The following is a 26236-nucleotide window of genomic DNA, read 5'->3' as shown; positions in this document are numbered from 1 at the left end:
ACCACATGACCCTACGCCGTGCCTCCCTTCCCGCAGCACTGCTGTCCTCGAATTTTTTCATCCTTACCCTCACGTTCGTTGCTCCCGTGGTCCATGGCCAGGCCCTGCCGCCCGGCGTGGTGAAAGGCCCGTCCGTCGAAGGCATCACCGAGTACCGCCTGCCGAACGGCTTGAAGGTGCTGCTGTTTCCCGATTCCTCGAAACCCACGGTCACCGTCAACGTCACGTACCTGGTCGGCTCGCGCCATGAAAACTATGGCGAGACGGGCATGGCGCACCTGCTGGAACACCTGATGTTCAAGGGGGCGCCGAAGAACCGCAACATCCCGCAGCAGTTCGCCGAACGGGGCATGAACTTCAACGGCACCACGTCGCAGGACCGCACCAATTACTACGAAGTGTTCCCGGCCAGCGCCGGCAACCTGAAGTGGGCGCTGGACATGGAAGCGGAGCGGATGACGAAATCGTTCATCGCGAAGAAGGATCTCGACTCCGAGATGACCGTGGTGCGCAACGAATACGAGTCCGGCGAGAACAGCCCGTTCGGCGTGCTGATGAAGCGCATGGAAAGCGTGGCCTTCGACTGGCACAGCTACGGCCGCTCGACCATCGGCAACCGCAGCGACATCGAGAATGTGAAGATCGAGAACCTGCAGGCGTTCTACCGCACCTGGTACCAGCCGGACAACGCGGTGCTGCTGGTGGCCGGCAAGTTCGATCCCGCGCAGACCCTGGCATGGATCGGCAAGTCGTTCGGCGCGATTCCGAAGCCGAAGCGCAAGCTGCCGCCGTTCTGGACGGTCGAGCCGGCGCAGGATGGGGAGCGCCAGTTCGCCGTGCGCCGCAAGGGCGACGTGCAGCTGGTGCTGGTGGGCTACAAGGTGCCGGCCGGCCTGCATCCCGATGCCGACCCGCTGCAGTTCATGAGCGACATCCAGGGCGATACGCCGAACGGCCGCCTGCACAAGCTGCTGGTGGAAACGGGCAAGGCGGCGCAGGTGTTCAGCTTCGGCCAGACCGGCTATGCGCCGGGGCTGCAGATGTTCGGTGCCGTCGTCAAGGCCGGGCAGCCGGTCGAGCCGGTGCGCGACGCGCTGGTGGAAGCCGTCGAAGGTTTCGCGAAGACGCCGCCGACCGCCGAGGAAATGGAGCGCACCCGGCGCAACTTCGCCAACGGCATCGAGAAGGCGCTGAACGACCCGCAGCAGGTCGGCGTTGCGCTGTCCGAGCAGATCGCGCTGGGCGACTGGCGCCTGCTGTTCCAGGGCCGCGACAGCCTGCCGAAGATCACCGCGCCGCAGGTGGCCGAGGCGGCGGGCCGCTACCTGAAACGCGACAACCGCGTGGTGGGGCTGTTCCTGCCGGAAGACGCGCCGCAGCGCGCCACGATCGGCCCGGCGCCCACCGTGCAGGAGGTGATGAAGGACTACCAGGCGAAGGAGAGCGTGCTCACGTCCGAGAACTTCGATCCGAGCCAGGACAACATCATGAAGCGCACGGAGATCAGGAAGATCGGCGGGCTGGAAGTGGCGCTGCTGCCGAAGAAGAACCGCGGCGAGACGGTGGCGGTGGACCTGCGCCTGCACTGGGGCGACGAGAAGAACCAGTTCGGCAAGTCGATGGTCTCGGCGGTCGCCGGCGAGATGCTCACCCGCGGCACGGCCAAGTACACGCGCGCGCAACTGGCCGATGCGATGTCCAAGCTGAAGATGAGCGGCGGCAGCGTCTATCACTTCGATACTACCCGGGAACACCTTGACGAAGCGCTGCGGCTGATGGCGCACGTGCTGAAGGAGCCGGCTTTCCCCGAGGCCGAATTCGAGCAGCTGCGCCAGCAGTGGATCGTCGGCATCGAGGCCAACCGCAACGAGCCGCAGGCGCGTGCCAGCCAGGCGATCGAGGAATATTTCGATCACTGGCCGAAGGGCGATCCGCGCGACGTGATGACGGTCGACGAGCAGCTGGCCGCCCTGAAGACGATGACGCTCGATGACGTGAAGGCTTATTACCGCGAGTTCTACGGCGCCTCGCACGGCGAGATGGCGATCGTGGGCGACTTCGACAAGGAAGCGGTGAGCAGGACGATCGGCGAGACGCTCTCCGGCTGGGACAGCAAGGCTGCGTATGCGCGCATCCTCGATGCGAACGCGGAACGTGCCGCCACGCGCAAGGCGATCGATACGCCGGACAAGGAAAACGGCTTCTACACGGCACGCGTGAACCTCGACCTGCGCAGCGACGATCCCGACTTCCCCGCGCTGGAACTGGCCAACTTCATCTTCGGCGACGGCGGCCTGAAGTCGCGGCTGATGGACCGCATCCGCCAGAAGGACGGGCTGTCGTACGGCGGCGGTTCGAACCTGGCGGTGGGCGACATCGACCGCGCATCGCACTTCTCGATCAGCGCGATCGCGGCGCCGCAGAACCTCAAGAAACTGGAAGCGGCGGTGCGCGAGGAACTGGCCCGCGCGCTGAAGGAAGGCTTCACGGCCGCCGAAGTGGCGGGCGCCAAGTCGGGCCTGCTGCAGCAGCGCCTGCAGAACCGCAGCCGCGACGGCGTGGTCGCCAGCGCGTGGAGCAACTACCTTTACCTGGACCGCACGTTCGAGTGGAGCAAGCAGCATGAACAGAAGCTGCAGGCGCTGACGTTGGAGCAGGTCAATGCCGCATTCCGCAAGCACGTGGACCCGGCCAAACTGGTGGTGGTGGTGGCAGGGGACGAGTCGAAGGCGAAGTAGGCATGCCGGCCGGCCGGGCAGGCGCCTGGCCGGCAATTCCTTCCGCGGCAGGGCTGCGGAGGCCGATGCCGGCCTCTGGCAGCGACGCGGGCAGTAAAACCCGCAGCAAAGCCTGCAGCGATACCGGCTGCGCCTATGGTGCGTTCAGCTCCGCCACGAAGTCATACATGTCGCCGCGGAAGATCGACCGGCAGAATTCCACCGCCCGGCCGTCGCGCAGGAATCCCAGGCGTTCGACGGCCAGGCCGGCATCGCCCTCGCGCGTTTGCAGCAACTGTGCCTGCTCGGCGTTGAGCAGCAGCGCGGACAGGCGCTGCAACGCGCGCACGGGCCGGTGGCCGGTCTTCTCCAGCGCTTCGTACATCGACACGTCCACCACATCCAGCGAGGGCAGGGCGCCGGCGGCGATCGTCGCATATTCCAGGCACATCGGCATGTCGTCGGCAAAGCGGATCCGGTTGAAGCGGTAGACCGGCGCGCCCGGCGACAGCCGCAGGCGCAGCGCTTCCTCCGGCGTCACGGTGCCCTCCGAGCGCTTGAGCCACACGCTGCGCGGAACGCGGCCGCGTGCGCGGATGTCTTCCGAAAACGAGGTCAGCTTTGCGAAGTTCTTTTCGATGCGGGTGTTGATGAAATTGCCCGAACCGGGGCGCCGCACCAGCAGGCCCTCGTCGACCAGGCCGTCGATCGCCTTGCGCACGGTGATCCTGGAAACGCACAGGCCGGCGGCCAGTTGCCGCTCGGCCGGCAGCGCTTCCTCCGGGCCAAAGACGCGCCTGTCGATCGCTTCCCGCAGCGCCCGCTGCAACTGCTGGTACAGCGGCAGACCGGTCTGCCCCATGCCGCGCATGATTTCCGCCAGCGAAGTCAACGTGTTCTCCCCGAATGGTCCATTTCCATCGCGCCGCAACGCCGTGCGGGATGCCGGCTGATGCCTCGATGGCCGCGTCGATAATACCAAAAAAAGACCATACATAAAGCGGTCCGCATGATGCCTCGCCCCGTCTTAGGGGCAGTTAGCGCTATCTGCTGCCATTTTGAAGACAAGTGGTATGTATTCCCGATACAACATTATAAAAAAAGCTGGAAATTGGTAGTGTTGTGGTATTGGATGGGGTTATATTGGCGCTCGATTGGTTTTGAAAGTTGCAAGGGATTCGCAGCCGTGCCGCTGGCGGCGTACCGGCGGCGCGGCGGACGGGAATCTGGGAAACGGACTGGCCCGAGGGAACTACCAGGGCTCACATCAAGGGGGAGTAAATGAAGCGCATCCAGGCAGCACAACAACACAACCACCGCCCGGCGATCAATCGCCTGACGCCCGCGGCGGCTGCCGCCGCGATCCTGGTACTCGGCATCGCCGCACCGGCCCAGGCACAACAGGCCGCGGCACAGCCGGCGGGCCCGCAGGACGAGCCGCAAGCGGTGATCGTCACCGGCATCCGCGCCGCGCTGCAGCAATCGCTGGCCGTCAAGCGCAACGCGGCGGCGAACGTGGAAGTCATCACCGCCGAAGACGTCGGCAAGATGCCGGACAAGAACGTGGCCGATTCGCTGCAGCGACTGCCCGGCGTGAATATCAGTTCCTCGGCGGCCGGCTCCGGCGGCTTCGACGAGAACGACCGCGTGAGCCTGCGCGGCACGGCGCCTTCCCTGACGCAGACCACGATCAACGGCCATGCGGTGTCGTCCGGCGACTGGTTCGTGCTCGACCAAGTGGGCGGCGCGGTCGGGCGCACCACATCGTATTCGCTGCTGCCTTCGGAAATCGTCGGCCAGGTCATCGTGCGCAAGGCGCCCACCGCCGACATGATCGAAGGCGGCGCCGCCGGCTCGGTCGACGTGATCACCCGCCACCCGCTCGACTTCAAGGAACAGCTGTCGCTGGAAGGTTCGGTGCAGGCCGTGTACTCCACGCTGGCCGAAAAGACCGACCCGCAATTCTCGGGCCTGATCAACTGGAAGAACGCCACCAACACGTTCGGCGTGATGGTGCAGGGCTTTTCCGAGAAGCGCAGCCTGCGCCGCGACGGCCAGGAGCTGCTGCAATACACGCAGATCGCGCCGACGAGCGCCCTGGCGCAGGCCCGGCCGGACCTGGCCAACGTGTGGTATCCGCGCCTGATCGGCTCCTCGCTGTTCACGCAGGAACGCCACCGCAAGGGCGGCCTGGTCGCGGCGCAGATCAAGCCGTCGCGCGACTTCTCGATGGAAGCCACCTACTTCAATTCGAAGCTGGAAGCGTCGAACTACAACCGCAACTACATGACCGACATGAACGGCAGCGGTGCCATCGGCGGCAACGTGGTGCCGGATTCGTACACGGTGCGCAACGGCACGCTGACGTCGGTCAACTACAGCAACAAGGGCACCGCGGCCAGCCCGCTGCGCTACGGCATCGTCGATGACATCGTGCGCGAAGGCGCATACGCGAAATCCGAGTTCCTGGACCTGCAGGGCAAATGGCGCGTCAACGACAGGCTGACCCTGTCCGGCCTGGTGGGCAAGACGCGCGGTACCGGCGCCACGCCGTCGCAGGGCGTGTACGAGGGCGACATCAACAACTCGGGCGTCAGCTACCAGCTGAACGGCCTGGGCTCGCCGGCCACCGTCAAGTTCCCCAGCATCGATACGTCCGTCTTCACCGGCACTGTGCTGGACTGGGTGTTCGGCTACAGCCCGGCCACCACGTCGGACGAAGAGACCTACGGCCAGATCGATGCCGCCTTCCGCCTCGACAACGACACGTTCAGGGAAATCAAGTTCGGCCTGCGCGGCACCGACCACGAGCGCAGCAACTTCGCCATCTCGCAGGGGCCGAACTGGGCCAACACCGTGCCCGGCTCGGCGTCGACCAACCCGGCCTGGAACGGCAACACCTATCCGGGCGACTTCGCGGCCGACCTGGGCGGCGACTTCCCGCGCAACGTGTGGGAACTCGACCCGGCGATCCTGCAGGCCTGGGGCAACGAGCACTCGAACCGCAGCGCCGAGCGGATCTACTACCCGGACATGTTCAACCTGAAGGAAAAGACCAAGGCCGCCTACGTGGCGACCGAGATGGAGGGCGAGGGCTGGAGCGGCAACCTGGGTGTGCGCGTGGTGCGCACCGAGGGCGAGTCGAACGGCTACCAGATCCTGCCGAACCAGCTGCCGGGCGCGAACCTGCCGGCGTTCCCGTGGGGCGGCTTCGTGCAGCAGACGCGCATCGAGAACAACCACACGGAAATCCTGCCGAGCCTGAACCTGCGGTTCGACGTGAAGAGCGATCTCGTCGCCCGCTTCGGCGCCTCGCGCACGATGACGCGGCCGGACTTCGGCGCGCTGGGCGGCACCGTGTCGCTGACGGACGAAACGCATACGGGCAACGGCGGCAACGCGGCATTGAAACCCACGCTGTCGAACAACCTCGATGCCACGCTGCAGTGGTACTTCGCGCCGCGCGCGCTGGCCTCCGTCGGCCTGTTCTACATGGACCTGCACAACTACGTGGGCTACGGCAGCAGCACCGGCACCTTCATCGACAGCCGCGCCTCGCAGCAGTCCGGCCAGCCGACGTTCGCCACCTACACGATCACGTCGCCGATCAACGTGGATGCCAGTGTGAAGGGGCTGGAGCTGGCGCTGCAGATGCCGCTGGGCGCGGGCTTCGGCGTGGACGGCAACGTCACGCTGTCCGACTCGAAGCAGGACTTCGGCAGCTGCCCGGCCACGCAGACGAGCACCTCGTCCGAGCCGTGCGACATGCTGGGCGCATCGAAGACCACGGCCAACGTCGGCGCGTACTACGAGAACGACCGGTTCAACGTGCGCATCGGCTACGCGTGGCGCTCGTCGTACCTGGCCGCGCAGGACCGGGGCACGCCGCTGTACCAGGATTCGGTGGGGCAGCTCTCCGCTTCGCTGAACTGGAACATCACGAAGAACGTGGTCCTGACCGTCAGCGGCCAGAACATGAACGAGCCGATCCTGAAGAACTACGTGTACAACAAGGACCAGCCCGCCCGCTTCTACGCCAACGGCGCGCAGTACTACGCCGGCCTGCGGTTCAAGTACTGATCCCACCCGCAATGTTTCCTGAAACCGGGCGGTCCGGCGCACCGGTCTGACCCCAGTTTTGGGAAATATTTCCTGGAACCGGGCAGTCCGGCGCACCGGTCTGACCCCGGTTTTTGGCAATTTATTTGTTCCGTGATGACCACTCCAGCGCCTGAACTGTTCGATGTCGATGCCTGCCGCCTTGTCGAAACGCTGGCGGCGCAGCGACCCGTGGTATTGCGCGGGCACGTCGGCCACTGGCCGGCCGTGGCGATGGCGCGGCAGTCGCCGGAGGCGCTGTGCCGCTACCTGTTGCGCTTCGACAAAGGCGCGGCGTGCGACACGGTGCTGATGCCGCCGCAGGAGAAGGGCCGCCTGTTCTACTCGCCCGACATGCGGGGCTTCAACTTCGTGCGCGGCAAGCGCACGGTGGCGGCGGTGCTCGAGCAGGTGGCGCGCTATTCGCAGTTCCCGGCGGCGCCGGCGGTGGCGATGCAGAGCGCGCTGCTGGACGAGTGCCTGCCCGGCTTCGCACAGGAAAACCGGGCGCCGCTTGTCGATCGGCTGGGGGATCCGGGCATCGCTCCGCGGCTGTGGCTCGGCAACGAGGTGGTCACGCCGGCGCATTTCGACGAGTCGCACAATCTTGCCTGCGTGGTCAGCGGCCGGCGCCGCTTCACGCTGTTCCCGCCGGCGCAGGTGGCGAACCTGTATCTCGGTCCGCTGGACTTCGCGCCCACGCCCACGCCGATCAGCCTCGTGTCGTTCCGCGCACCGGATTTCGAACGTTTCCCGCGCTTCCGCGAAGCGCTGCGGCACGCCATCGTCGCCGAGCTGGAACCGGGCGACGCGCTGTACATTCCCTCGCTGTGGTGGCATCACGTCGAATCGATCGGCGTGCTGAACACCATGGTCAACTACTGGTGGACCGCGCCGGCGGCCGGCGGCCTGACCAAGGCCGGCGTGCTGGCGCAGGCCATGGAGACTCCGTGAAGACAAGAAAATTCGTGATTGCCGCGCTGCTGGCGCTGTGCGGGCCGGCCGTGCTGGCCGCGCCGCGCGTGATCGTCAGCGCCTACAAATTCCTGCCTGTGAACGCCGCGCCGGACAACGTCATCGGCGCGCGCGATGCCACGCCATACCTGGCCGGCAAGCCTGCGGCGCTGACCTGGGCCTTCGCCACCGGCGAATGCGGCAGCGAAGCGTGGCGCGCGCAGGGCGGCGCGCAGGTCGCCTCGGCCAACGTGGCGGCGTTTGCAAAGGCGGGCGTCGACTACATCATTTCCACGGGCGGGCAGGGCGGCGTGTTCACCTGCGCCACCGACGAAGCGATGGAACGCTTCATCGCCCGCTACGATTCGAAACACCTGGCCGGCATCGACTTCGACATCGAGGCGGAGCAGACGAAGGAGCAGATCGCCTCGATGGTGCAGCGCGCCGCGGCCGCGCAGAAAAAGCGCCCCCACCTGCGCTTCTCGTTTACTGTCGGCACGCACGCGGCATCGGACGGCAGCGGGCGCAGCCTGAACGCGCTGGGCGAGACGATCCTCGCCGCGGTGCGCGCCAGCACGCTGAAGGACTGGACCTTCAACCTGATGGTGATGGATTACGGCCCGCCGGCGGCCGACGTGTGCGTGCTGCGCGGCGACGTATGCGACATGGGCCGGTCGGCGGTGCAGGCGGTGCGCAACGTGCACGCGAAATACGGCATCCCGCTTGCGCAGATCGAGGTGACGCCGATGATCGGCGTGAACGACGTGCCGCGCAACGATTTCACGCTCGACGATGCGCGCATGCTGGGCATGGCGGTGAGGGAGATGGGCCTGGCCGGGCTGCACTGGTGGTCGCTGGATCGCGACAGGCCGTGCGAGGTGCCGGTACAGGGGGCCAGCGACCGGTGCAGCGGGATGAGCGGTCCTGCCGGGGCGTTCGATGCGGCGTTTCGCACGGGGTTTGCGGGAGGGCGCTGAAGCTTGGCGGGGTCGCCAGGGAGAACCGGTGCCTGATACCTTTTTCAGGTAAAGCATCCGGAAAAATGTCAGGCACCAGGGCTTCGGTGGCGCCGGCACTTTCTGGCGCGATAAAAAAAGCGGGAACGGCCATCGGCCGTTCCCGCTTTTTCATGCGCGAAGCGCGTGGGGATTACTGGGCAGCCTGCGCCTGCGCCGCGCCGGCGGCAGGGCGGTTCACCCACATGATCCAGTAGCGCGCCAGGTCGCCGCGGCCGTCGGCGCCGGTCACGCCCTGCAGCGTCTTGATGGCATCGTCCTTGCGGCCGGCCAGCGCGTACGAGTAGCCCAGGCGCAGCTTGGCATCGTCGGCGTTCTGCAGGCCGCCCTTGGCGATGCCTTCCTGGATCAGCGCGATGCCCTTGTCGAACTGGCCCAGCGTCACGTAGGCGTAGCCCAGGTTGATCAGGCCGGTGCCGTTCTTCGACTTGCGCGCCGAGGCTTCGCCGGTGCCGATGTTCTTCGTGTCGTCCGCGGCCTGCTTGTCGGCCTGCGCGCGCAGCTTCTTGTGCTCGCCAGCCTTGTTGCCGGTGCCCAGCACGCCGTTGGCGAAGCCGGCATCGAGTGCCTGCTTGGCTTCGATCGGCTGGCCCGCCAGCAGCGCCAGTTCGGCCAGCGCGGTGTACTCTTCGGCGGCCATCTTCGACACGGCGGCCTTTTCCAGGCGCAGCACGTCCAGCGCGAAGCGGTTCGAGTAGCTGGCCTTGCCCTGCGTGCGGCTCAGCAGGTCGAGCCAGTAGTCGTCGCTCGGGTAGTAGCGCACCAGGTTTTCCAGGGCCAGCAGGTAGGTGGCCTGGTCCTTCGTCTTGGCGCCGGAATTGGCCAGCAGCTGCAGCTCTTCCACCTTCGGCGTGGTGCCGGCTTTCTGGTGGGCTTCGAGGTCCTTCTGCAGCTCGGTCTTCGCGGTGGCGAAGTCGTTGTTGAAGTAGTGCGCGCGGATGATGTACTGGCGTACCTTGGTGTCGCCCGTTTCCGTCTGGTAACGGTTGAACCAGGTGATCGCCTTGGCGTAGTCCTTGCTGTTGTAGTACTGGTTCGCCAGCGCCAGCACGAAGTCGCGCTGTTCGGCCGCCTGCAGCTTGCCGGAGTTGATCACCGCTTCCAGCGCCTTCGTCAGCGTGGCGTTGTCGTTGGTGGCGGAAGCGAGCGAGATGCGCATGCGGTTCAGCACGAAGTCCTCGTACACGCTCTTGTTCGGCAGCGCATCGGCCTGCGCCAGCCGGTTCTTCACTTCGTCGTAATTCTTGGCATCCATCAGCGGCTTGATCTGGGCCGGATCGACCAGCTTGAAGATCTCAGGACGCACGGTGTCCTTCGGTGCCTCGGCCGGGGCTGCGGGCTTGTCTTGAGCGTAGGCCGCGCCGGTCAGCGCGGAAGCGGCATTCAGGCCGATGGCAGCCAGCAGGAGGCTGATGCGGGCGAGACGGAACTGGGGCATGATGAAAAAATCCTTCAATCAAGGGACAAACACTTATTGTCCCATAAATTTCAATAACGATAGTGTTTCTACTTACGCAATTGCCGCGACGCGTAAAGATACTACGGAACCTTCCCCGGCGCTATTGGTAGCGCACTCAAATCGTCGTGGGTCACGCCTTATCGTGCCGTCGCGGCCTCCGGCTCGCCGCCCGGCTGCTCGGCATCCTGCGCCACCCGCGAATCCATCGGAATGAACTGCGACAGCACGGCCACGGGAATGGCCGCCAGCAGTACCCAGACGAAGAACCGCTGGTAGCCGAGCGCCGCCTGGATATCGCCGCTGACCCACTTGAACAGCACGAAACCGAGCTGCATGATGCCGGTCGAGAACGCGTAATGGGCGGTCGTGTACCTGCCCGGCGCGACCACCTGCATCATGTACAGGATGATGCCGACGAAGCCGAAGCCGTAGCCGAACATCTCGGCCGACAGCGCGGCGCCGATGATCACCAGGTCGTGCGGATGCCAGGTGGACAGGTACCAGAACACGAGGTTGGGCAGGTTCACCGCCAGGATCAGCGGCAGGATCGCGCGGCGCAGTCCCAGCCACGAAGTGAAGTACCCGCCGGCGATCGAGCCGACGATGAACGCCACCGTGCCCGAGGTGCCGTACACGAGGCCCACTTCGGCGGTGGACAGCCCGAGGCCGCCCTTGTCGATCGCATCGCGCAGGAACAGCGGCCCGATGGTCTGTACCTGCGCCTCGCCGGCCCGGAACAGGATGATGAACAGGATCGATACCCAGATACCCGGTTTCTTCAGGTAGTCGACGATCACTTCCTTGAGCGTGCGGGCGATGCCCGCCGCCGTGTGCTGCGCGCCGGCGGCGTTGCGCGCCGCCGGCAGCGACCAGGCGTGGTACAGGCCCAGCGCGACCATCGTCGCCGCCAGGATGCCGAAGATGATCGTCCATGCCGCCACGATGCCGCGGGTCTTTTCCAGGTAGCCGGCCAGGATCACCAGTCCGCCCATCGAAATGAAGCGGCCGGCGTTGAAGAAGGTGCCGGTCCAGCCGGCATACTGCGCCTGCTGCTTCTTGCTGAGGCTGGCGATATACAGGCCGTCGCACGCGATGTCGTGGGTGGCGGCGCTGATCGCCACCAGCCACAGCATCGCCACGCAGGCGGCGAACCAGGCCGGCAGCTGCAGCGCGAGCGCGACCGCGCCCATGCAGGCGCCACCGACCAGCTGGAAGGTGACCACCACGCTCTTCTTGCTGGGCGCCAGTTCCAGGAACGGGCTCCACAGCGGCTTGAGCACCCATGCCATGCCGATCGCGGCGGTCCAGTGCCCGATCTCGTCGTTGGCCACGCCCATGCTCTTGAACATCTGCGCCGCGATCACGGCGATCGCATAAAAGGGCAGGCCCTGGGCGAGGTACAGCGTGGGCACCCAGAACGGCGGGTTGCGTCCTGGGCTGGCTGCGGCGGCGTTCGGCATCGTCTCTCCCGTGATGTTGGTGGTTATGCGAAGCCCGGCACCGGGCACGTGCCGGCCGCTTCCAGCTCGCCGGCCAGCCAGGCGTTGACCGCTTCCAGCGCCGGCGCGGCGAAGCCGTAGGTCAGCAGTGCCGGCGCATCGATGTCGAGCGCCTGGTAAGGGTTCCACAGCGCCAGGTGCAGGTCGGGGCGCCACGTGGCGCGCGCCCGCGGGCCGTACCGCAGGCGGGACGTGGAAGCCAGGATCGTGTAGCGGCCATCGCGCGGCAGCGCGGGCCAGTCGAAGCTTTCGGCGTCGGCGAACGTCACCAGTTCCACGTCGTACAGCCGGCCCAGCGATTCGGCCACCCTGGCCGCCGGCACGCCGGCCTCGGAAACACCATCGCTGACGACATCCTGCCGCACCACCAGCCGCACCTTGCCGCCGGAGGCGGGGCGTTGCGGGTTGCCGCGGCCAGTGAGCGCGCGGCGCCAGCCTTCGGCCATCACTTCGCGGTCGGCTGCCTCTTCGTGGTAGGCGCGCGGCTCGATCGGATATTTGCCGGCCAGCGCGTCCAGCCGGGCCAGGCTCGCGTCGACCCGGGCGCGGGTGATGGTGCCGCCGGCGATGGCCAGCGCGATGGCGTCCAGCGTTTCGTCCTGCGTTTGCGGGGTGCCGAGCGCCATCACCATGTCGGCACCCGCGGCCAGCGCGCGCACGGCCGCGTTGCCCACGCCGTAGCGGCCGGCGATCGCGTGCATGTCCATGCCGTCGGTGATGATCACGCCGTCGTAGTGCCATTCGCGGCGCAGGATGCCGTCCAGGATCGCCGGGGACATCGTGGCGGGGTTGTCGGCATCGATGGCGGGATAGACGATGTGCGCCGTCATCACCGCCGGTGCCACGGGCGCGGCGATGCGGAACGGCGCGAACTCGAACGCTTCGAGCTCGTCGCGCCGCTTGTCGACGGTGGGCAGGTCGCGGTGCGAATCGACGCTGGTGTCGCCGTGGCCGGGAAAGTGCTTGACGCAGCAGGCGATGCCTTCGGCATGGCTGCCTTCCATCCACGCCATCGCCAGTTCGGCCACGCGCTGCGGCGCGGCGCCGAACGAGCGCTCGGCGATCACCGGGTTGTGCGGGTTGTTGTTCAGGTCCAGCACCGGCGCGAAGTTCCAGTTGAAGCCGAGCGCCTTCACGGCGCGGGCCACGGCTGCGCCGGTGCGGCGGGCCAGGCCGGTGTCGTCGGCCGCGCCGAGGCCCATCGCCGCCGGCGGCGCCGGTACCCAGGTGGAGCGCACCACGGCGCCGCCTTCCTGGTCGATCGCGATCAGCGCCTCGGGGCCGAGCACGGCGCGCAGGTCGGCCGTCAGCTTCGACAGCTGCGCGGCATCGGTCATGTTGCCGCGGAACAGGCACACGGCGCGGATGCCGTTGTCGCGCAGGAAGCCGGCGGTGGCCGCGTCGAGTTCGGTGCCGGGAAAACGGATCATGATCAGCCGGCCCGCCAGCTTGCGCAGTGCGCTGTGTTGTTCATTCATTGGAGATGCTCCATCCATGCCGGGCACGGAATGACGTTGAGAGGGGAGGGCCGGCGAGCATGCCGCCGCCAGCCGTGCCGCGCCGGGCGCCAGGCGGCTGGCGATGCCGGTTGGCGATTCCAGTTCGCGATTTCAGTTCGCCGATCCGGCGTGCGAATTCAGTTTGTTCTTGTAACCTTGGACAGGTGCCTCGGCTTGTCCGGATCGAGCCCGCGCGCGGCCGACAGCCTCGCCGCCATCACGTAGAAGGCCTGGATCGCCACGATCGGGTCCAGGTCCGGCGTGGCCGCCACCGGCAGCGTCAGGTCGCGCTGCGCCACATCGTCCGGCGCGGCCAGCAGCACGCGCGCGCCGCGGCCGCGCATCTCGTCGGCCAGCGCCAGCAGGCCGGCCTGCGTGGGGCCGCGCGTGGCGAAGATCAGCAGCGGATAGCCTTCCTCGATCAGCGCCATCGGGCCGTGCTTGATCTCAGCGCCGGAGAAGGCCTCGGCCTGCAGCGCCGAGGTTTCCTTGAATTTCAGCGATGCTTCCAGCGCCACGGGGAAGCTGATGCCGCGGCCGACCACCATGATGTTGCGGGCCGGCGCGAGCACGTCGATGGCCTGCTGCCAGTCGGCCTGCGTGGCCGCGGTCAATGCATCGGGCAGCGCCGCCAGGCCGTCCTTCAGTTCCGGATCGTCCTGCCAGTTGGCCACCAGCCGCGCGCCCGCCACCAGCGACGTGATGAAGCTCTTCGTCGCGGCCACGCTCTGTTCCTTGCCGGCGCGCAGCGGCATCGCCCACTCGGCGGCGTGCGCCAGCGGCGAGTCGATGTCGTTGACCAGCGCGATGGTGGTAGCGCCGCCGTCGCGGAAATAGCGGATCGGCTCGACGACATCCGGGCTCTGGCCCGACTGCGACACGGCGATCGTCAGCGTGTCGCGCGTGATCAGGGGCGACTTGTGCAGCGTGACGAGCGACATGGGCAGCGATGCCACCACGCGCCCCAGCCGCGCCATGATCAGGTAGGCGATGTAGTTCGATGCGTGGTCCGAGCTGCCGCGCGCCACCGTCAGCGCCGTGGCGAACGGCGTGCCGGCGAGCCGGCGGCCCAGCTCCGCGTAGCGGTCGGCGTCGTGCGCCAGTTGCCCGGCCACGCAGTCGGCCGCGGACAGCGCTTCCTTAAGCATCATTGAGGTCAATGCATTCTCCTTCGATGTAGACGGCTTTCAGTTTCAGGTTCCGGTCGAGCACCACGATGTCCGCCCAGGCGCCGGCCCGCAGGCGGCCGCGTTCTTCCAGTCCCAGGTAATCGGCGGCATGCGTGGAAACCCGGGCCGACGCGTCGGCCAGCTCGAGCCCCAGGCCCACCAGGTTGCGCAGCGCCTGGTCCAGCGTCAGCGTGCTGCCGGCCAGCGTGCCGTCCGGCAGCCGCACGCCGCCCATGCATTTCTGCACCGTGTGCCGGCCCAGCATGTATTCGCCGTCCGGCATGCCGGTGGCGGACGTGGAATCGGTCACGCAGTAGAGCCGGGGGATCGCCCGCAGCGCGGTCTTGATCGCGCCGGGATGCACGTGCAGCAGGTCGGGAATCAGCTCGGCGAACTGGGCATGCGCCAGCGCCGCGCCCACCATCCCCGGTTCGCGGTGGTGCAGGGGGCTCATCGCGTTGAACAGGTGGGTGAAGCCGGCCGCGCCGTGTTCGAGCGCGGCGACGCCGTCTTCATACGAACCCAGTGTGTGGCCGATCTGCACCCGCACGCCTTCGTCGGCCAGTTCGCGCACCAGCGCCAGGTGGCCGGCGATTTCCGGCGCCACCGTGATCACGCGCAACGGGGCCAGCGTTTCCAGCCGCTTGACCTCGGCCAGCGTGGCGGCGCGCGCGAAGTTCGGTTGCGCTCCCAGCTTGCCCGAATTGATGTACGGCCCTTCCAGGTGCGCGCCCAGCACGCGCGATTCCCCCTTGCCGCGTTTCTCCACGGCGGCGCCGATCGCGCCCAGGGCCACGTCGATGTCTTCCGGCGGCGCCGTCATCGTCGTGGCCAGGATGCTGGTGGTGCCGTGGCGGGCGTGGATCGCGGCGATCGCGCGGACCGCGTCGCCGCCTTCCATCACGTCGCGCCCCGCGCCGCCATGCACGTGCAGGTCGATGAAACCGGGCAGGATGTAGTCGTCGGCATTGCCCTGCGGGTCGGCGGCGTTGCCGGCGATATCGCCGATGCGCTCGCCGAAGGCCACGGTGCCGGCGATCCAGCCGCCCGGGGTGAGGATATTGCCCCGCAGGGTATTGGTCTTGCTTGCTGCCTTGCTGGCATCGTTCATCGACGCGACTCCGCTACGAATTCGTAATAATCACTGCGGCACCACGAGTGGGTCAGTTCCACCGCGGCGCCGCTCTCCAGGTAGCTCACGCGCGTGATGTGCAGCATGGCCGTGCCGGGCGCGATGTTGGCCAGCCGCGCCTGTTCGGCGCTGGCGTTGATCGCGCGGATATGCTGCAGCGCCCGCATCGGCACCGTGCCGTGCGCTTCCAGGTAGCCGTACAGCGAATCGGTGACGCGCTGCGGATCGGGGATGTAGGTGGCGGGGATCGTCGACGTCTCGATCGCCATCACCACGTCGTCCGCCGTGCGCAGCCGTTTCAGGCGCGCCACCGGCACGTTGGGCGACAGGCCGAGCGACAGCAGTTCCAGCGGCGCGGCGATGCCGATCTCGCGCTGCAGCCAGCGCGAGCCGGCGGTGAAGCCGCGCTGGCGCAGTTCTTCGGAAAAACTGGTCAGGCGCGACAGCGGCTGTTCCAGCTTGGGCGTGATGTAGGTGCCGGAACCGCGCCGGCGCGTGAGCATGCCGCGGTCGCACAGCAGGTCGATCGCCTTGCGCGCCGTGACGCGCGAAATCTTCAGCGCATCGGACAGCACGCGCTCGGAAGGCAGCGCCTCGTTGGCGCGCCAGTCGCCCCCGGCGATGCCGTCGGACAGCCGGTTCGCCAGCTGCATGTACAGCGGCGTGTCGCTCGCCGCATCGGGATGGAAATCGCGCAGTCGGGCCGGCACGGTCTACTCCTTGGGGGAAGGTTGGGCCGGACGGGTGGGCTCGCCCTCGGCCAGGCTGCGCCGGACCAGCCGCAGCGCGCCGGCGGCGGAATCGCCGTTCGCCGGCACGATGCGGGCCAGCAGGTCGCCGGGCAGGAAAGCGCGCATCGGTTCGGCCAGGCCGCCGCACAGCGCGATCGGCAACCTGCCGGCCAGGTCCAGCGCGCCGGCGATCAGCCCCACCTGGCGGCCCGCCTCGATCATGATCGCGCGCGCCGTATCGTCGCCGCCAGCATGCGCCAGCACGATGCGCGCCAGTTGCGCGTAGCGGGTCTGCGTGGCGCCGGCGAGCCAGCGCTGGACGGCATCGCGCCGGCCGGCGCCTTCGCCGATGCCCGGATCGCCCCTCTCGCCGGCCCCGGCATCGACGCCATTCTCGCCGCACTCCCCGATGACGGCATCGGCGAACGCACTGCCGGCGGCGCGGCCGTCGATCACGTGCTGCGCGTGGTTCACGGCACGCATGCCGATCCACGCGCCGCCCGCCTCGTCGCCGGCCGGGAAGCCCCAGCCGCCCACTTCGCACCGGCTGCCATCCTCGCGCAACGCCTCGCCAACGCTGCCGGTGCCGAGCGCGATGATCGCGCCGGGCCGGCCTTCGTGCGCGCCGAGCACCGTGGTGTAGGCATCGGTTTCCAGCGCCACCGCCGCGTAGCCGGGATTGGCGCCGATGAAGTCCGCCGCCCACCCCTTGTTGTGCACGCCCGCCAGGCCCAGCCCGATGGCGATGGCCGCGCGCCCGGGCATCGGGATCGCGGCCGCGGCGAATGCCGCCGCGACCGCCTGCTCGACGGCGTTCCAGGCGTTCGCAATGCCATGCAGCAGGGCGGAAGGGCCGCTGCCGCCCTCGGCCAGCAAGGTGCCGTCGGGACGGGCAAGTCGCACGCGGGTGCCCGTGCCGCCGCCGTCGACGCCGATCAGGTATTCGATCATGGGTATGGTCAGTTAAGAGTCGTGCTGACTATAGGGTTGGGCAACCGGCTTGTCAACAGGTATTTAACTGGTATTGTATATGTGTATGGGGCGGTATTGCGCGAAACCGAAAAACTGAGCATAGCCTATTGTTTTTAAACGACTATTATGAATCTTAAAATGGTATGGTCTTTGGTATTCGATGGTACCGGTTTGCCTGCCCCCAGATGCAAGAACCCGGCGCGCGGCCGGGTTCTGGTCCGGCACGGTGCCGGGCGGTGACGGGGAAACGTCAGTGCGTTTCGCGCATGCCGTCGCGGTCGATCGTGACCAGGCGCGACGCGTCCGACCGGTGGTAGGTTTCGACCTTGCCGCGCACGTTGACGACCGCGTTGCCGGGACCGCGCACCGACACCTGGGCCTGCTCCGCCTGCAGCGTTTTGCCGTCGACATTGCCCGACCCGGTCAGCTGGGCCGTCAGGCGGGCGGTGCGGCCTTCGAGGTGCACGCCGCCCGGGCCGGCCAGCGTCAGGCGCACGCTTTTCGCGTCCACCCCGGCGGTCAGGTCGCCGGAGCCGCGCAGTTCGGCGTCCAGCGTGTCCGTCACGCGTTGCAGGTCGATATTGCCCGGCCCGTGGCCCCGGACGACGGCGCGGCCGGCGGTGAGTTCCTGGCCGTCGAAATCGCCCGAACCGCTGACGGAAACTTCCAGCAGGCCGGTCGTGCCGCCCAGCTTCATGGCGCCGGGCCCGTCCAGCGCCACGCGCACGCTTTGCGTCTGCAGGCCGCGCGCCTCCAGGTCGCCGGAACCGCGTACCTGGGCATCGAACTTGCGGATGGTGCCGGCCACACAGGCGCTGCCGGGGCCGGAGAGGCTGGTGCTGGCGCTTTCCACCGCCAGGCCGCAGGCATCGAGGTCGCCGGACCCGGCCAGCGTGGCGTGGATCGCGCGGCTGCGCCCGTGCAGTGCGACCGAGCCGGGGCCGGTGAGCGTGGTGCTCACCCTGTCCGCCTGCACGTCCCTTACGTCGAGGTCGCCGGAGCCGGTGACGTCGGCCGCCAGTTCCTGCGTGACGCCGGCCGCTTCCACGTCGCCGGGGCCGCTCATCTTGACCCGCAGCGTGGCCGCGCGCAGGCCGCGCAGGTCGATGTCGCCGCTGCCGCTGCCGCGCACGGCCAGTTCGCGCACATTGCCGTTCGCCTCCAGGTCGCCGGGGCCGGTTACCGTCAGCTGCAGCGTTTCGCCGCGCGCGCGGTCCAGCCGCACGTCGCCGCTGCCGCCGTTCTTCAGGCTTTTCAGCAGCGGCGCGCCGATCGTCACGATCACCGGCTCGGTGTGCTTGCCGAAGCTGAAGTGCCAGCCGTTGCGGGCCTTGCGGCGCACCACCAGCGTGTCGCGCTCGACGAAGGTCTCGATGTCGGCCAGGTCTTTCGCCGTGCCGCTCAGCCGCAACGCGCGCGGCGCCTCGGCATCCACGTGCACATCGAACGGCCCGGCGATGTCGATCGCGCTGAAGGCGCCGATGTTGCGCGTCTCGGTGGCGCGCTCCTGCGCGGGAGCGGCAAGGATGGCATGCGGGACGGCGGTCAGGGTCAGCAGGGCAAGCGCGGGCAGGAGTCGGTTCATGGTGATGGCCTCGTTGGTGGAAGCATGACGATAAGCCAACGGCAGGCCCGGCGCGAGGGTGGCGGGACAAAGTGGAGAAAACGCGGTGCCGGCCGCGTTATCGCGCGATGGATGGCGCAAATAGCACAGAAAAATGGAGGGCGTAGCGTGCCGCGATGCCGATTCCGGGCACGGATACCGCTCAGCCGAACCGTTCTTCCTTGCGGTTCACGCGCAGCAGGATCAGTACCAGCCCGACCAGCAGCATCGATGCCATGCGCGGTTCGGGGATGGTGGGTGGAACCACGACCTGGGGCGGCACTGCCGGCACGGCGGGCGGCGGCGATGCCAGGTCGGCATCGGCGTGCCGGAGGAGGGGGCGGTCGCCGGCCCACGGCGCGCCGTCGCGAGCGTGGCTGGCCAGCGCTTCGCCGGTGAAGTACCACGCCTGGGTTACATCCTGCAGGTCGGCCATGTGCCAGGTGACGAACGGGGCGGCATTGCGGACAGGATGGCGGACGGATGCAGGAGCCGCGTGGACGGTGGCGGCGGCAAGCGATAGTGCAACTGCACGAAGAATTTTCATCACGATCCCGTCCCGACTTGAGCCTTCTTATTAGAGCACAGTCTGGCGCATGGGTCGTAGCGAATTGATAACGATCGGCGGAAATCGGCTGGCCGGAATGCCGGGCGTTGCACGAAGGTGTCATAATGCACTCCGGAGGAATGTCGTAAATGATCAAGTACATAGGGACCAGAAAAACCGATCAGGGCGGAACGCTTTATGTTTTCCTCATCAACGGGCAGGAAAAGCAGGTGAGCGAAAGCGCGTTGAAGCAGTATCCGGGCTGCTACGAAGCACTGCCGGAATCGGCCAGGGCCAGGATCGCCGCCAACCGCAAATGGCTGCAGAAGCTGTAGCGGCATTGGAAGCAACTGCGGCAACTGCGGCAACTGCGGCAACTGCGGCAACTGCGGCAACTGCGGCAGCCGCGGCTACAGGGCTGGCCAGGTACCTGGCCGCCGTCGCCAGGGTGGCTTGCATGGTGGCGCTGGGCGTGGCCGGCATGCCTTCGCATGCGAAGGTACCCACGCATTTCGGTGTCGTGCTGGGCAATGGCCTGCTGTGCCGCGACCAGACATCGAACCGGTATTATTTCGACTACATGGTGCGCTGGTTCGGCCAGCCCTACAAGCGCGAGGGCGGCGCGTGGTGGTTTCGCACGCCCGAAGCGAAGCTGTGGGGCTTTCCCGTGCGGGAAGTGATCGTCAGCGATGAAACGTTTCCCTATCGCTTCATCGGCGCGGTCGCCGACACCACGCCCGAGAAGCTGGCGGCGGCGATCACGCAGCGCGACGGCCTGCGCTATGCGGCGGTCGCCGGTTCCGCCACGCCGGTGCGCGAGACGTCCACCGGCGGGCGCATCGCCTACGCGGACCGCCGTGCCAAGATCTACTGCGCCAAGTTCAAGCCGCTGCCGCCCGCGCTGCGCTAGGAAGCGCTGAGCCAAGTTACGCCAAGTTGCCACCAGAACGGCCCCGGAATTTTCATGTACAACCGATTCTTCAACCTCACCCGCAGCCCGTTTTCCATCGCGCCCGATCCGCGCTACCTGTTCATGAGCGAACGCCATCGCGAAGCGCTCGCGCACCTGCTGTACGGCGTGGGAGGCGGCGGCGGCTTCGTGCTGCTGACGGGCGAGATCGGCGCCGGCAAGACCACCGTGTGCCGCTGCTTCATCGAACAGGTTCCGGCCGGTTGCCGGCTGGCCTATATCTTCAATCCGAAGCTGTCGGTGGAGGAACTGCTGCAGTCGGTGTGCGACGAGTTCCGCATCGCCCTGCCCGAGGGAGAAGGCGCGGCCACCGTGAAGCACTACGTCGATGCGATCAACCGGCACCTGCTGGAGAGCCATGCGCGCGGCGAGAACAACGTGCTCGTGATCGACGAGGCGCAGAACCTGTCCGCCGCCGTGCTCGAGCAGTTGCGGCTGCTGACCAACCTGGAAACGAGCGAACGCAAGCTGCTGCAGATCATCCTGATCGGCCAGCCCGAGCTGCGCACGATGCTGGCACGGCCCGAACTGGAACAGCTGGCACAGCGCGTGATCGCGCGCTACCACCTCGGTTCGCTGACGGCCGCGGAGACGGCGCAATACATCGCGCACCGGCTGGCGGTGGCCGGGCTGGCGGGGCCGCCGCCGTTCCCGGCCGACGTGACGGCGCGGGTCCACGCGCTGACGAAAGGCGTGCCGCGCCGCATCAACCTGCTGTGCGACCGCGCGCTGCTCGGCGCCTACGTGGAAAACAGGGCGCAGGTGACGCGCAGGATCGTGCGCCGCGCCGCGCAGGAAGTATTCGGCGCGCACGATGCCCCGCGCGAACGCCCGCGCTGGCCACTGGTCGCCGGCGGCGTGCTGGCCGGCGCCGTGCTGACCGCCGCCGCATGGCAGCTGGCGCCGCGCCAGCCGGCACCACGGGCGGCCATGGGCGCCGCGTCAGCGGCGGCTGCATCCGCCCCCGCATCGGCTACCGTGCCAGCGGTGGCCGTACCCACCCGGCTGCAGGGCAGCGGCAGCGAAAGCACGCTGCGCCGCCTCGCCGCGCTGTGGGGCGTGACGGCGGGGCAGGGCGATGTCTGCGCCGGGGCGCCGCGGCACAACCTGCGCTGCCTGTCCACGCGCGGCACGCTGGACGAGCTGCGTCTGCTGGACCGGCCGGCGATGGTGACGCTGAACGACGATCCCGCAACGCCGACCCATGCGCTGCTGCTGGCGCTGGGCGAACGGGAAGGCACGCTCGATATCGGCGGCCGGCGCCAGGCGGTCACCCGGACGGCGCTGGAGAACCGTTACGGCGGCACCTTCACCACGTTCTGGCGCGCGCCGCCCGGCTGGCGCGAGCAGCTGGCCCCCGGCGACCGCGGCGCCGAAGTCGACTGGCTGGCGCGCCGGCTGGCCCAGTGGGCCGGCGGCACCCGGCCGCGCGACGGCGCACCGCTCGATGGCGAAACGCTGGACCGGCTGCGGCGGTTCCAGGCTGCCCAGCAACTGAAGGCCGACGGCGTGGCCGGGCCGAAAACATTTATCCGGCTGAGCCTGTTGGGTGACGTCAGCATGCCCAACCCGGAGCCGCGACTGGCGCCGGCGGCCGGGGGGAAGTGACATGTCCTATATTCTCGAAGCATTGAAAAAAGCGCAGGCCGAGCGGCAACTGGGCGAAACGCCGACCATCCACGCGCCGGTGCCCGATGCCCCGGCCGCGCCCGCCACGCCGCGCAAGCCGCTGCTGGCCGTCATGGCGGTGATGGGTGTCGTCATCGCCGGCCTGGCGGCCGTCGTATGGCGGCAGGCTGCCGCGCCCGCGCAACCGGACCCAGGTGCGCGAGCGCCAACGGCTGTCGCGGCGCCTGTTATGACGGCGCCATTATCCGCGGCGCCGGCCGCCGCTCCCGCGTCGGCTGCCCGCCCCCGGCCGCAGCCGCGCCAGTGCCGGCGGCGCCTGTACCGGCAATCTCCGCCCCCGCGCCCAGGGAGCAGCCGCCCGCGGTTGCCGCCAGGCCGCCGGAACCGGCGCGACGCGCCGAACCACCCGTGGCTGCCGCCCCGGCTGCCGTGGCCAAGGCGGACGAGCCGGCGCGCGAAGAGCCGGTGCAGGCGCTGCGCGACCTGCCGGAGCCGATCCGGCGCGCCATACCGCCGGTGGCGATGAGCGGCTACATGTATTCGCCCAACCCGGCCGACCGGCTGATCCTGATCGACAAGGTGCTGCGGCGCGAAGGCGACGAAGTGGCGCCGGGCCTGGTGCTGGAGCGGCTGGAGCCGAAAGGCGCCGTGTTCGCATTCCGGGGCTACCGCTACAGGATGCCGTACTGAGCGAACGGAACGGCGAGGCGATCACCGGCGCGGGAAGGAAGGCGGGCGGCGGTGCCGGCCGGCCGAACCGTGGCGCACGATTGGCAACGTCATCGTGCCGTCATACAGGATTGTCATGCTTGGCATCTCGATAACTTCTCGGAATGACCTCATGAAGCCTTCCTTCCTGCATGCGTTGCCCCTGCTGGCCGCCGCCGCGCCGGTACGTGCCGCCCTGCCCGACGGTGCCGCGGCCGAGCCGGGCGCGCTCGTTGTCGTATTGGCCTGCGTGGTCCTGCTGTGCCTGATGGGCAAGGGGCGCCGCGACGGCCCGTTCCGCCCCGAGCCGTAAACCGTTCAGCCGCGCGGAGCCGGCCGCCCACCGCGCCGGCCCCCGGTTTCGTGTGTCGCCCCACCGCGCCCGACGCGCGGTGCTTCCCGCTTCCTTGCTCGTATAATTGCCCCATTCGTACAGGAGCAACAATGGAGCAAACACCTGCGGGCGCTGGGCCGGTCATCGGCATCGTCGGCCGTTCGGGCAGCGGCAAGACGACGTTGCTGGAATATCTCATCGGCCGGCTGGCGGCGCAGGGCCGCAAGGTCAACGTCATCAAGCACAGTCATCACGATCTCGAACTGGAACCGCCCGGCAAGGACAGTGCGCGCCTGCGCCGCGCCGGTGCCGCCGAGGTGATGGTGGCGTCGCCGTACCGGTTCGCGATCATGCGCGAACTGCGCGGCGCCGCGGAACCGGGGCTCGACGAGCAGGTCGCCCGGCTGGCGCCCGCCGACCTGACGCTGGTGGAAGGCTTCAAGGCCTGGCCGATCGACAAGCTGGAAATCCACCGCGACGTGGGCGACAAGGGGCCGCTGTATCCGGACGATCCGCACATCGTGGCCGTCGCCTCGACGCTGCCGCGCCCGGCCGGCCTGGCGCGGCACGTCGAATGGCTCGACCTCGACGACCGCGAGGCCGTGCTGGCTTGGCTGCTGAAAAAAATGCCGCCGCCGGCATCAAGTTCGACGTGACTCTTCCGTAAAGGTATGACAGGCCTCGTGGCGAGGCGCAGCAAAGTGGAGGAATGATGGACGCAATGAGCATTGCACGCCTGTCGACGACGATAGCCGAGACCAATACCAGGCAAGACGTCAGCATGGCCGTGCTGAAGAAGGCGATGGATGTACAGGCGTCGTCCGCGGCGGCGCTGCTGGAAGCGTTGCCGGCCACCCCGAACCTGCCTTCGCACCTGGGTAATCGCGTCAATACTACGGCTTGAGATGCGCAGCTTGAACAACCCGGCTTGAGCGTGCCCCCGAGCGCGCTGACCCGCTGTCCCTCGTGGACCGCGGGTTTTTTTGTTGCCGAAATACGGGGTAGGACCCCATTTCCAGGAAACTTTTCGCTAGAATCGACGGGTTTGGCGCGCCGGGCGGCATGCTTGCGTTTCTCCGCATGCTGCTGCCCGTGCCGATGCCCGTCACGTACTCGAACAGGAATGCAATGATGAACAAGGCAGCAATGATTGCCGCGGCGCTGGCGGCGACCTGCGCCGCGGGTTCCGCGAACGCACAGATGGGCGGCGGCGCCGACAAGGAAAAGTGCTATGGCGTGGCGAAAGCCGGCCAGAACGACTGCGCGTCGTCGGACGGCAAGCACGGCTGCGCGTCGATGGCCGCCACCGACAACGCGCCGACCGAGTGGAAGTGGGTACCGAAGGGCTCCTGCGAAAAGCTGGGCGGCAAGCCCACGCCGCCGGCCAAATAAGCGGCCGGCCGGTTGAACCCGATGGCCGCTCAGGCAGTTCTCGCCGGCGTCGGCCTGCGGGCGCCGCACTACCGCGATTTCCTCGCGGGCCGGCCGCGCGCCGGCTGGCTCGAGGTGCACACCGAGAATTACCTGGCCGAAGGCGGCCGCGACGTGCACGTGCTGCACCGGCTGCGGCGCGACTATCCCGTCAGCCTGCATGGCGTCGGCCTCGGGCTGGGCTCCGCGCACGGCATCGCGCCGGACCACCTGGAGCGCATCCGCGCGCTGGCCGAACGCATCGAGCCGTTTCTCGTCTCCGAACACCTGAGCTGGGGCGCCGTGCCCGGCCGGCACCTGCACGACCTGCTGCCGCTGACGCTGGACGACGCCACGCTCGATCTCGTGGCAGGACGCGTGGCGCGCGTGCAGGATGTGCTGAAACGGCAGCTCCTGGTCGAGAACGTGTCGGCCTATGTGCGCTTCGCGGCCGATGCGATGAGCGAGGCGGAGTTCATGGCGGCGCTGGCACGCCGCACCGGTTGCGGACTGCTGCTCGACATCAACAACCTGTATGTCAACCAGTGCAACCACGGCGAAGATGCGCTGGCCGCGCTGGCGGCCATCGAACCGGGGCAGGTCGGCGAATTCCATCTCGGCGGCCACCTCGTGACACCGGACGCCGTCATCGACCACCACGGTGCCGCGATCGCCGCGCCGGTATGGCGCCTGTACGAGGCGGCGCTGGAGCGCTTCGGCGCCATTCCCACGCTGATCGAATGGGATGCCGGCGTGCCGCCGCTGGAGGTGCTGCTGGCCGAGGCGGACCAGGCCGCCGCGCGGCTGGCGCTGGCGCCCATGGTGCCGGCGCAGGCGGCACGGCCGCTGCCGGCACGGGTACCCGCGCGCGAACCTGATCCGGGCGGGCTGGCCGACCTGGCCGCGATGCAGTACGACTTTGCCGGGGCGCTGCTGTCGCCGGACCGGGAAGGCGCGTTCGCGGCTGCCTTGCAGCCGGCGCCGCCGGCATCGCGGCTGGCGGTCTACCGGCGTAACCTGGCCGGGACCTGGACCCGGGTGCTGGCCGCGGCCTGTCCCGTCGTCGCACAGCTGGTCGGCGACGATTTCTTCGCCGCGCTGGCCCGCGAATACGGCATGCGCCACCCGGCCGCGGACGCCGACCTGAACACCTTCGGCACCGGCTTTGCCTCCTTCCTCGACGACTTTCCGCACGTGGCCGGGCTGCCATACCTGCCGGACATGGCCAGGCTGGAATGGCTGCTGCACCGCGCCTCCCATGCCGCCGACGCGGAACCGCTGGCACCGGCGGCGCTGGCCGGGCTTGCGCCGGCGGCGTTCGAGGGGTGCCGGCTGGTGCCGCATCCGGCCGCGACCGTGTTTTCGTCGCGCTGGGCCGTGGTGCCGCTGTGGCAGGCCCACCAGCCTGGCCGCGGCGTGCCGTTCCCGGACGACATTGCCCAAGCGAGCCATGGCCTGGTGCACCGGCCCGGATGGCAGCCGGACGTGCTGGCGCTGGATACGGCCGGGTACCGCGCGCTGTCCGCGCTGGAAGAGGGGGCGACCGTGGGCGCGGCGATCGATGCGGCGCTGGCGGCGGATGCGCGGTTCGATTTCGCCGCCTGGCTGCAGCGGTCGATGGCGCATGGCGCGTTCGCGGCCCTGCGCATGGCGGATGACGGGGAGCAGTAGCAACAGGCTGCCGGAGCAGCTCCGGGGGCCTTTGCGAAAGCAGCTCCTGTGCGGCGCGCCCAGGTTAGCCGGATCAGGCAACTCGATCAGGCAGCTCGATCAGGCAGGCCGATCGGCT

General features: G+C 68.3%; 22 protein-coding genes. 12 read left to right on the top strand and 10 right to left on the bottom strand.

Annotation, left to right across the window (positions count from 1 at the left end; all coding sequences use genetic code 11):
• The first annotated feature begins 5 nt into the window (after nt 1-5).
• On the top strand, nt 6-2738 hold the full coding sequence (locus GJV26_RS07060; protein WP_155708216.1) for a M16 family metallopeptidase: 2733 nt from the start codon (nt 6-8) through the stop codon (nt 2736-2738).
• Nucleotides 2739-2871: 133 nt separating this feature from the next.
• Here GJV26_RS07060 and GJV26_RS07055 read toward each other — a convergent pair whose 3' ends face one another.
• The gene (locus GJV26_RS07055) at nt 2872-3609 is read right to left on the bottom strand and encodes a GntR family transcriptional regulator (RefSeq protein WP_155708215.1); all 738 of its coding nucleotides are present in this window, start codon (nt 3607-3609) and stop codon (nt 2872-2874) included.
• A 389-nt stretch (nt 3610-3998) separates the two neighbouring features.
• Between GJV26_RS07055 and GJV26_RS07050 the strand changes: the two genes are divergently transcribed.
• From GJV26_RS07050 to GJV26_RS07040, 3 genes are all read left to right on the top strand, one after another.
• Nucleotides 3999-6797: a TonB-dependent receptor gene (locus tag GJV26_RS07050; protein ID WP_155708214.1), complete on the top strand. Its 2799-nt coding sequence runs from the start codon at nt 3999-4001 to the stop codon at nt 6795-6797.
• A gap of 135 nt (nt 6798-6932) precedes the next feature.
• Nucleotides 6933-7769 (top strand): cupin-like domain-containing protein, encoded by an 837-nt coding sequence (locus GJV26_RS07045; RefSeq protein WP_155712296.1) that lies wholly within the window; start codon nt 6933-6935, stop codon nt 7767-7769.
• Entirely contained in the window at nt 7766-8746 is a 981-nt protein-coding gene (locus GJV26_RS07040) for a glycoside hydrolase family 18 protein (RefSeq protein ID WP_155708213.1), read from the top strand. The genes GJV26_RS07045 and GJV26_RS07040 overlap by 4 nt, the downstream gene beginning before the upstream one ends.
• 172 nt (nt 8747-8918) lie before the next feature.
• On the opposite strand, the gene GJV26_RS07035 is transcribed toward GJV26_RS07040, so the two are convergent.
• From GJV26_RS07035 to GJV26_RS06995, 9 genes are all read right to left on the bottom strand, one after another.
• Entirely contained in the window at nt 8919-10223 is a 1305-nt protein-coding gene (locus GJV26_RS07035) for a tetratricopeptide repeat protein (RefSeq protein ID WP_155708212.1), read from the bottom strand.
• Between the two features lie 158 nt (nt 10224-10381).
• Nucleotides 10382-11704 (bottom strand): MFS transporter, encoded by a 1323-nt coding sequence (locus GJV26_RS07030; protein ID WP_155708211.1) that lies wholly within the window; start codon nt 11702-11704, stop codon nt 10382-10384.
• Nucleotides 11705-11727: 23 nt separating this feature from the next.
• A complete protein-coding gene (nagZ, locus tag GJV26_RS07025; RefSeq protein WP_155708210.1) occupies nt 11728-13221 on the bottom strand; it encodes a beta-N-acetylhexosaminidase in 1494 nt (497 codons plus the stop codon).
• A gap of 158 nt (nt 13222-13379) precedes the next feature.
• Nucleotides 13380-14393: an SIS domain-containing protein gene (locus tag GJV26_RS07020; protein WP_155708209.1), complete on the bottom strand. Its 1014-nt coding sequence runs from the start codon at nt 14391-14393 to the stop codon at nt 13380-13382.
• Nucleotides 14383-15522 carry an N-acetylglucosamine-6-phosphate deacetylase gene (nagA, locus tag GJV26_RS07015; RefSeq protein WP_155708208.1) on the bottom strand — a complete coding sequence of 380 codons (1140 nt, stop codon included), beginning with the start codon at nt 15520-15522 and terminating at the stop codon, nt 14383-14385. Before nagA ends, GJV26_RS07020 begins: the two co-directional genes overlap by 11 nt.
• Nucleotides 15519-16196 (bottom strand): GntR family transcriptional regulator, encoded by a 678-nt coding sequence (locus tag GJV26_RS07010; protein ID WP_155712295.1) that lies wholly within the window; start codon nt 16194-16196, stop codon nt 15519-15521. Before GJV26_RS07010 ends, nagA begins: the two co-directional genes overlap by 4 nt.
• Nucleotides 16197-16256: 60 nt before the next feature.
• A complete protein-coding gene (locus GJV26_RS07005) occupies nt 16257-17225 on the bottom strand; it encodes a glucosamine kinase nucleotide-binding domain-containing protein (RefSeq protein ID WP_155708207.1) in 969 nt (322 codons plus the stop codon).
• A 271-nt stretch (nt 17226-17496) separates the two neighbouring features.
• Nucleotides 17497-18831: a GIN domain-containing protein gene (locus tag GJV26_RS07000; RefSeq protein ID WP_155708206.1), complete on the bottom strand. Its 1335-nt coding sequence runs from the start codon at nt 18829-18831 to the stop codon at nt 17497-17499.
• A gap of 181 nt (nt 18832-19012) precedes the next feature.
• Entirely contained in the window at nt 19013-19396 is a 384-nt protein-coding gene (locus GJV26_RS06995) for a hypothetical protein (RefSeq protein WP_155708205.1), read from the bottom strand.
• 457 nt (nt 19397-19853) lie between these two features.
• Between GJV26_RS06995 and GJV26_RS06985 the strand changes: the two genes are divergently transcribed.
• From GJV26_RS06985 to bufB, 8 genes are all read left to right on the top strand, one after another.
• A complete protein-coding gene (locus GJV26_RS06985) occupies nt 19854-20306 on the top strand; it encodes a hypothetical protein (protein WP_155708203.1) in 453 nt (150 codons plus the stop codon).
• Between the two features lie 54 nt (nt 20307-20360).
• Nucleotides 20361-21974, top strand: a complete 1614-nt coding sequence (locus GJV26_RS06980; RefSeq protein WP_155708202.1) for an ExeA family protein — start codon at nt 20361-20363, stop codon at nt 21972-21974.
• A gap of 429 nt (nt 21975-22403) precedes the next feature.
• Entirely contained in the window at nt 22404-22685 is a 282-nt protein-coding gene (locus GJV26_RS30665) for a general secretion pathway protein GspB (RefSeq protein ID WP_371866447.1), read from the top strand.
• Nucleotides 22686-22836: 151 nt separating this feature from the next.
• Entirely contained in the window at nt 22837-23016 is a 180-nt protein-coding gene (locus tag GJV26_RS06970) for a hypothetical protein (protein ID WP_155708201.1), read from the top strand.
• 131 nt (nt 23017-23147) lie between these two features.
• Entirely contained in the window at nt 23148-23693 is a 546-nt protein-coding gene (gene mobB / locus GJV26_RS06965; protein WP_155708200.1) for a molybdopterin-guanine dinucleotide biosynthesis protein B, read from the top strand.
• Nucleotides 23694-23758: 65 nt separating this feature from the next.
• Nucleotides 23759-23941, top strand: coding sequence for a YjfB family protein (locus GJV26_RS06960; RefSeq protein ID WP_308807620.1), 183 nt, complete (start codon nt 23759-23761; stop codon nt 23939-23941).
• A 227-nt stretch (nt 23942-24168) separates the two neighbouring features.
• Nucleotides 24169-24429: a BufA1 family periplasmic bufferin-type metallophore gene (locus GJV26_RS06955; RefSeq protein WP_216643201.1), complete on the top strand. Its 261-nt coding sequence runs from the start codon at nt 24169-24171 to the stop codon at nt 24427-24429.
• 21 nt (nt 24430-24450) lie between these two features.
• On the top strand, nt 24451-26118 hold the full coding sequence (gene bufB / locus GJV26_RS06950) for an MNIO family bufferin maturase (RefSeq protein ID WP_155708199.1): 1668 nt from the start codon (nt 24451-24453) through the stop codon (nt 26116-26118).
• Nucleotides 26119-26236: the final 118 nt, after the last annotated feature.

Source organism: Pseudoduganella dura (assembly GCF_009727155.1).
In the GTDB taxonomy this organism is placed as follows: domain Bacteria; phylum Pseudomonadota; class Gammaproteobacteria; order Burkholderiales; family Burkholderiaceae_D; genus Rugamonas; species Rugamonas dura.
The sequence above is the reverse complement of the archived record's forward strand: the minus strand, read 5'-3'. Positions and strand labels throughout refer to the sequence as shown.

Coding starts and splice junctions, on each gene's coding strand:
- GJV26_RS06980 (WP_155708202.1), top strand. CDS start 20,361: ATGTACAACCGATTCTTCAACCTCACCCGCAGCCCGTTTTCCATCGCG.
- GJV26_RS07000 (WP_155708206.1), bottom strand. CDS start 18,831: ATGAACCGACTCCTGCCCGCGCTTGCCCTGCTGACCCTGACCGCCGTC.
- GJV26_RS06960 (WP_308807620.1), top strand. CDS start 23,759: ATGAGCATTGCACGCCTGTCGACGACGATAGCCGAGACCAATACCAGG.
- GJV26_RS07045 (WP_155712296.1), top strand. CDS start 6,933: ATGACCACTCCAGCGCCTGAACTGTTCGATGTCGATGCCTGCCGCCTT.
- GJV26_RS07060 (WP_155708216.1), top strand. CDS start 6: ATGACCCTACGCCGTGCCTCCCTTCCCGCAGCACTGCTGTCCTCGAAT.
- GJV26_RS06985 (WP_155708203.1), top strand. CDS start 19,854: ATGGTGGCGCTGGGCGTGGCCGGCATGCCTTCGCATGCGAAGGTACCC.
- GJV26_RS06995 (WP_155708205.1), bottom strand. CDS start 19,396: ATGAAAATTCTTCGTGCAGTTGCACTATCGCTTGCCGCCGCCACCGTC.
- bufB (WP_155708199.1), top strand. CDS start 24,451: ATGGCCGCTCAGGCAGTTCTCGCCGGCGTCGGCCTGCGGGCGCCGCAC.
- GJV26_RS06970 (WP_155708201.1), top strand. CDS start 22,837: ATGAAGCCTTCCTTCCTGCATGCGTTGCCCCTGCTGGCCGCCGCCGCG.
- GJV26_RS07005 (WP_155708207.1), bottom strand. CDS start 17,225: ATGATCGAATACCTGATCGGCGTCGACGGCGGCGGCACGGGCACCCGC.
- GJV26_RS07010 (WP_155712295.1), bottom strand. CDS start 16,196: ATGCAGCTGGCGAACCGGCTGTCCGACGGCATCGCCGGGGGCGACTGG.
- GJV26_RS07020 (WP_155708209.1), bottom strand. CDS start 14,393: ATGATGCTTAAGGAAGCGCTGTCCGCGGCCGACTGCGTGGCCGGGCAA.
- GJV26_RS07050 (WP_155708214.1), top strand. CDS start 3,999: ATGAAGCGCATCCAGGCAGCACAACAACACAACCACCGCCCGGCGATC.
- nagA (WP_155708208.1), bottom strand. CDS start 15,522: ATGAACGATGCCAGCAAGGCAGCAAGCAAGACCAATACCCTGCGGGGC.
- nagZ (WP_155708210.1), bottom strand. CDS start 13,221: ATGAATGAACAACACAGCGCACTGCGCAAGCTGGCGGGCCGGCTGATC.
- GJV26_RS07035 (WP_155708212.1), bottom strand. CDS start 10,223: ATGCCCCAGTTCCGTCTCGCCCGCATCAGCCTCCTGCTGGCTGCCATC.
- mobB (WP_155708200.1), top strand. CDS start 23,148: ATGGAGCAAACACCTGCGGGCGCTGGGCCGGTCATCGGCATCGTCGGC.
- GJV26_RS06955 (WP_216643201.1), top strand. CDS start 24,169: ATGAACAAGGCAGCAATGATTGCCGCGGCGCTGGCGGCGACCTGCGCC.
- GJV26_RS07030 (WP_155708211.1), bottom strand. CDS start 11,704: ATGCCGAACGCCGCCGCAGCCAGCCCAGGACGCAACCCGCCGTTCTGG.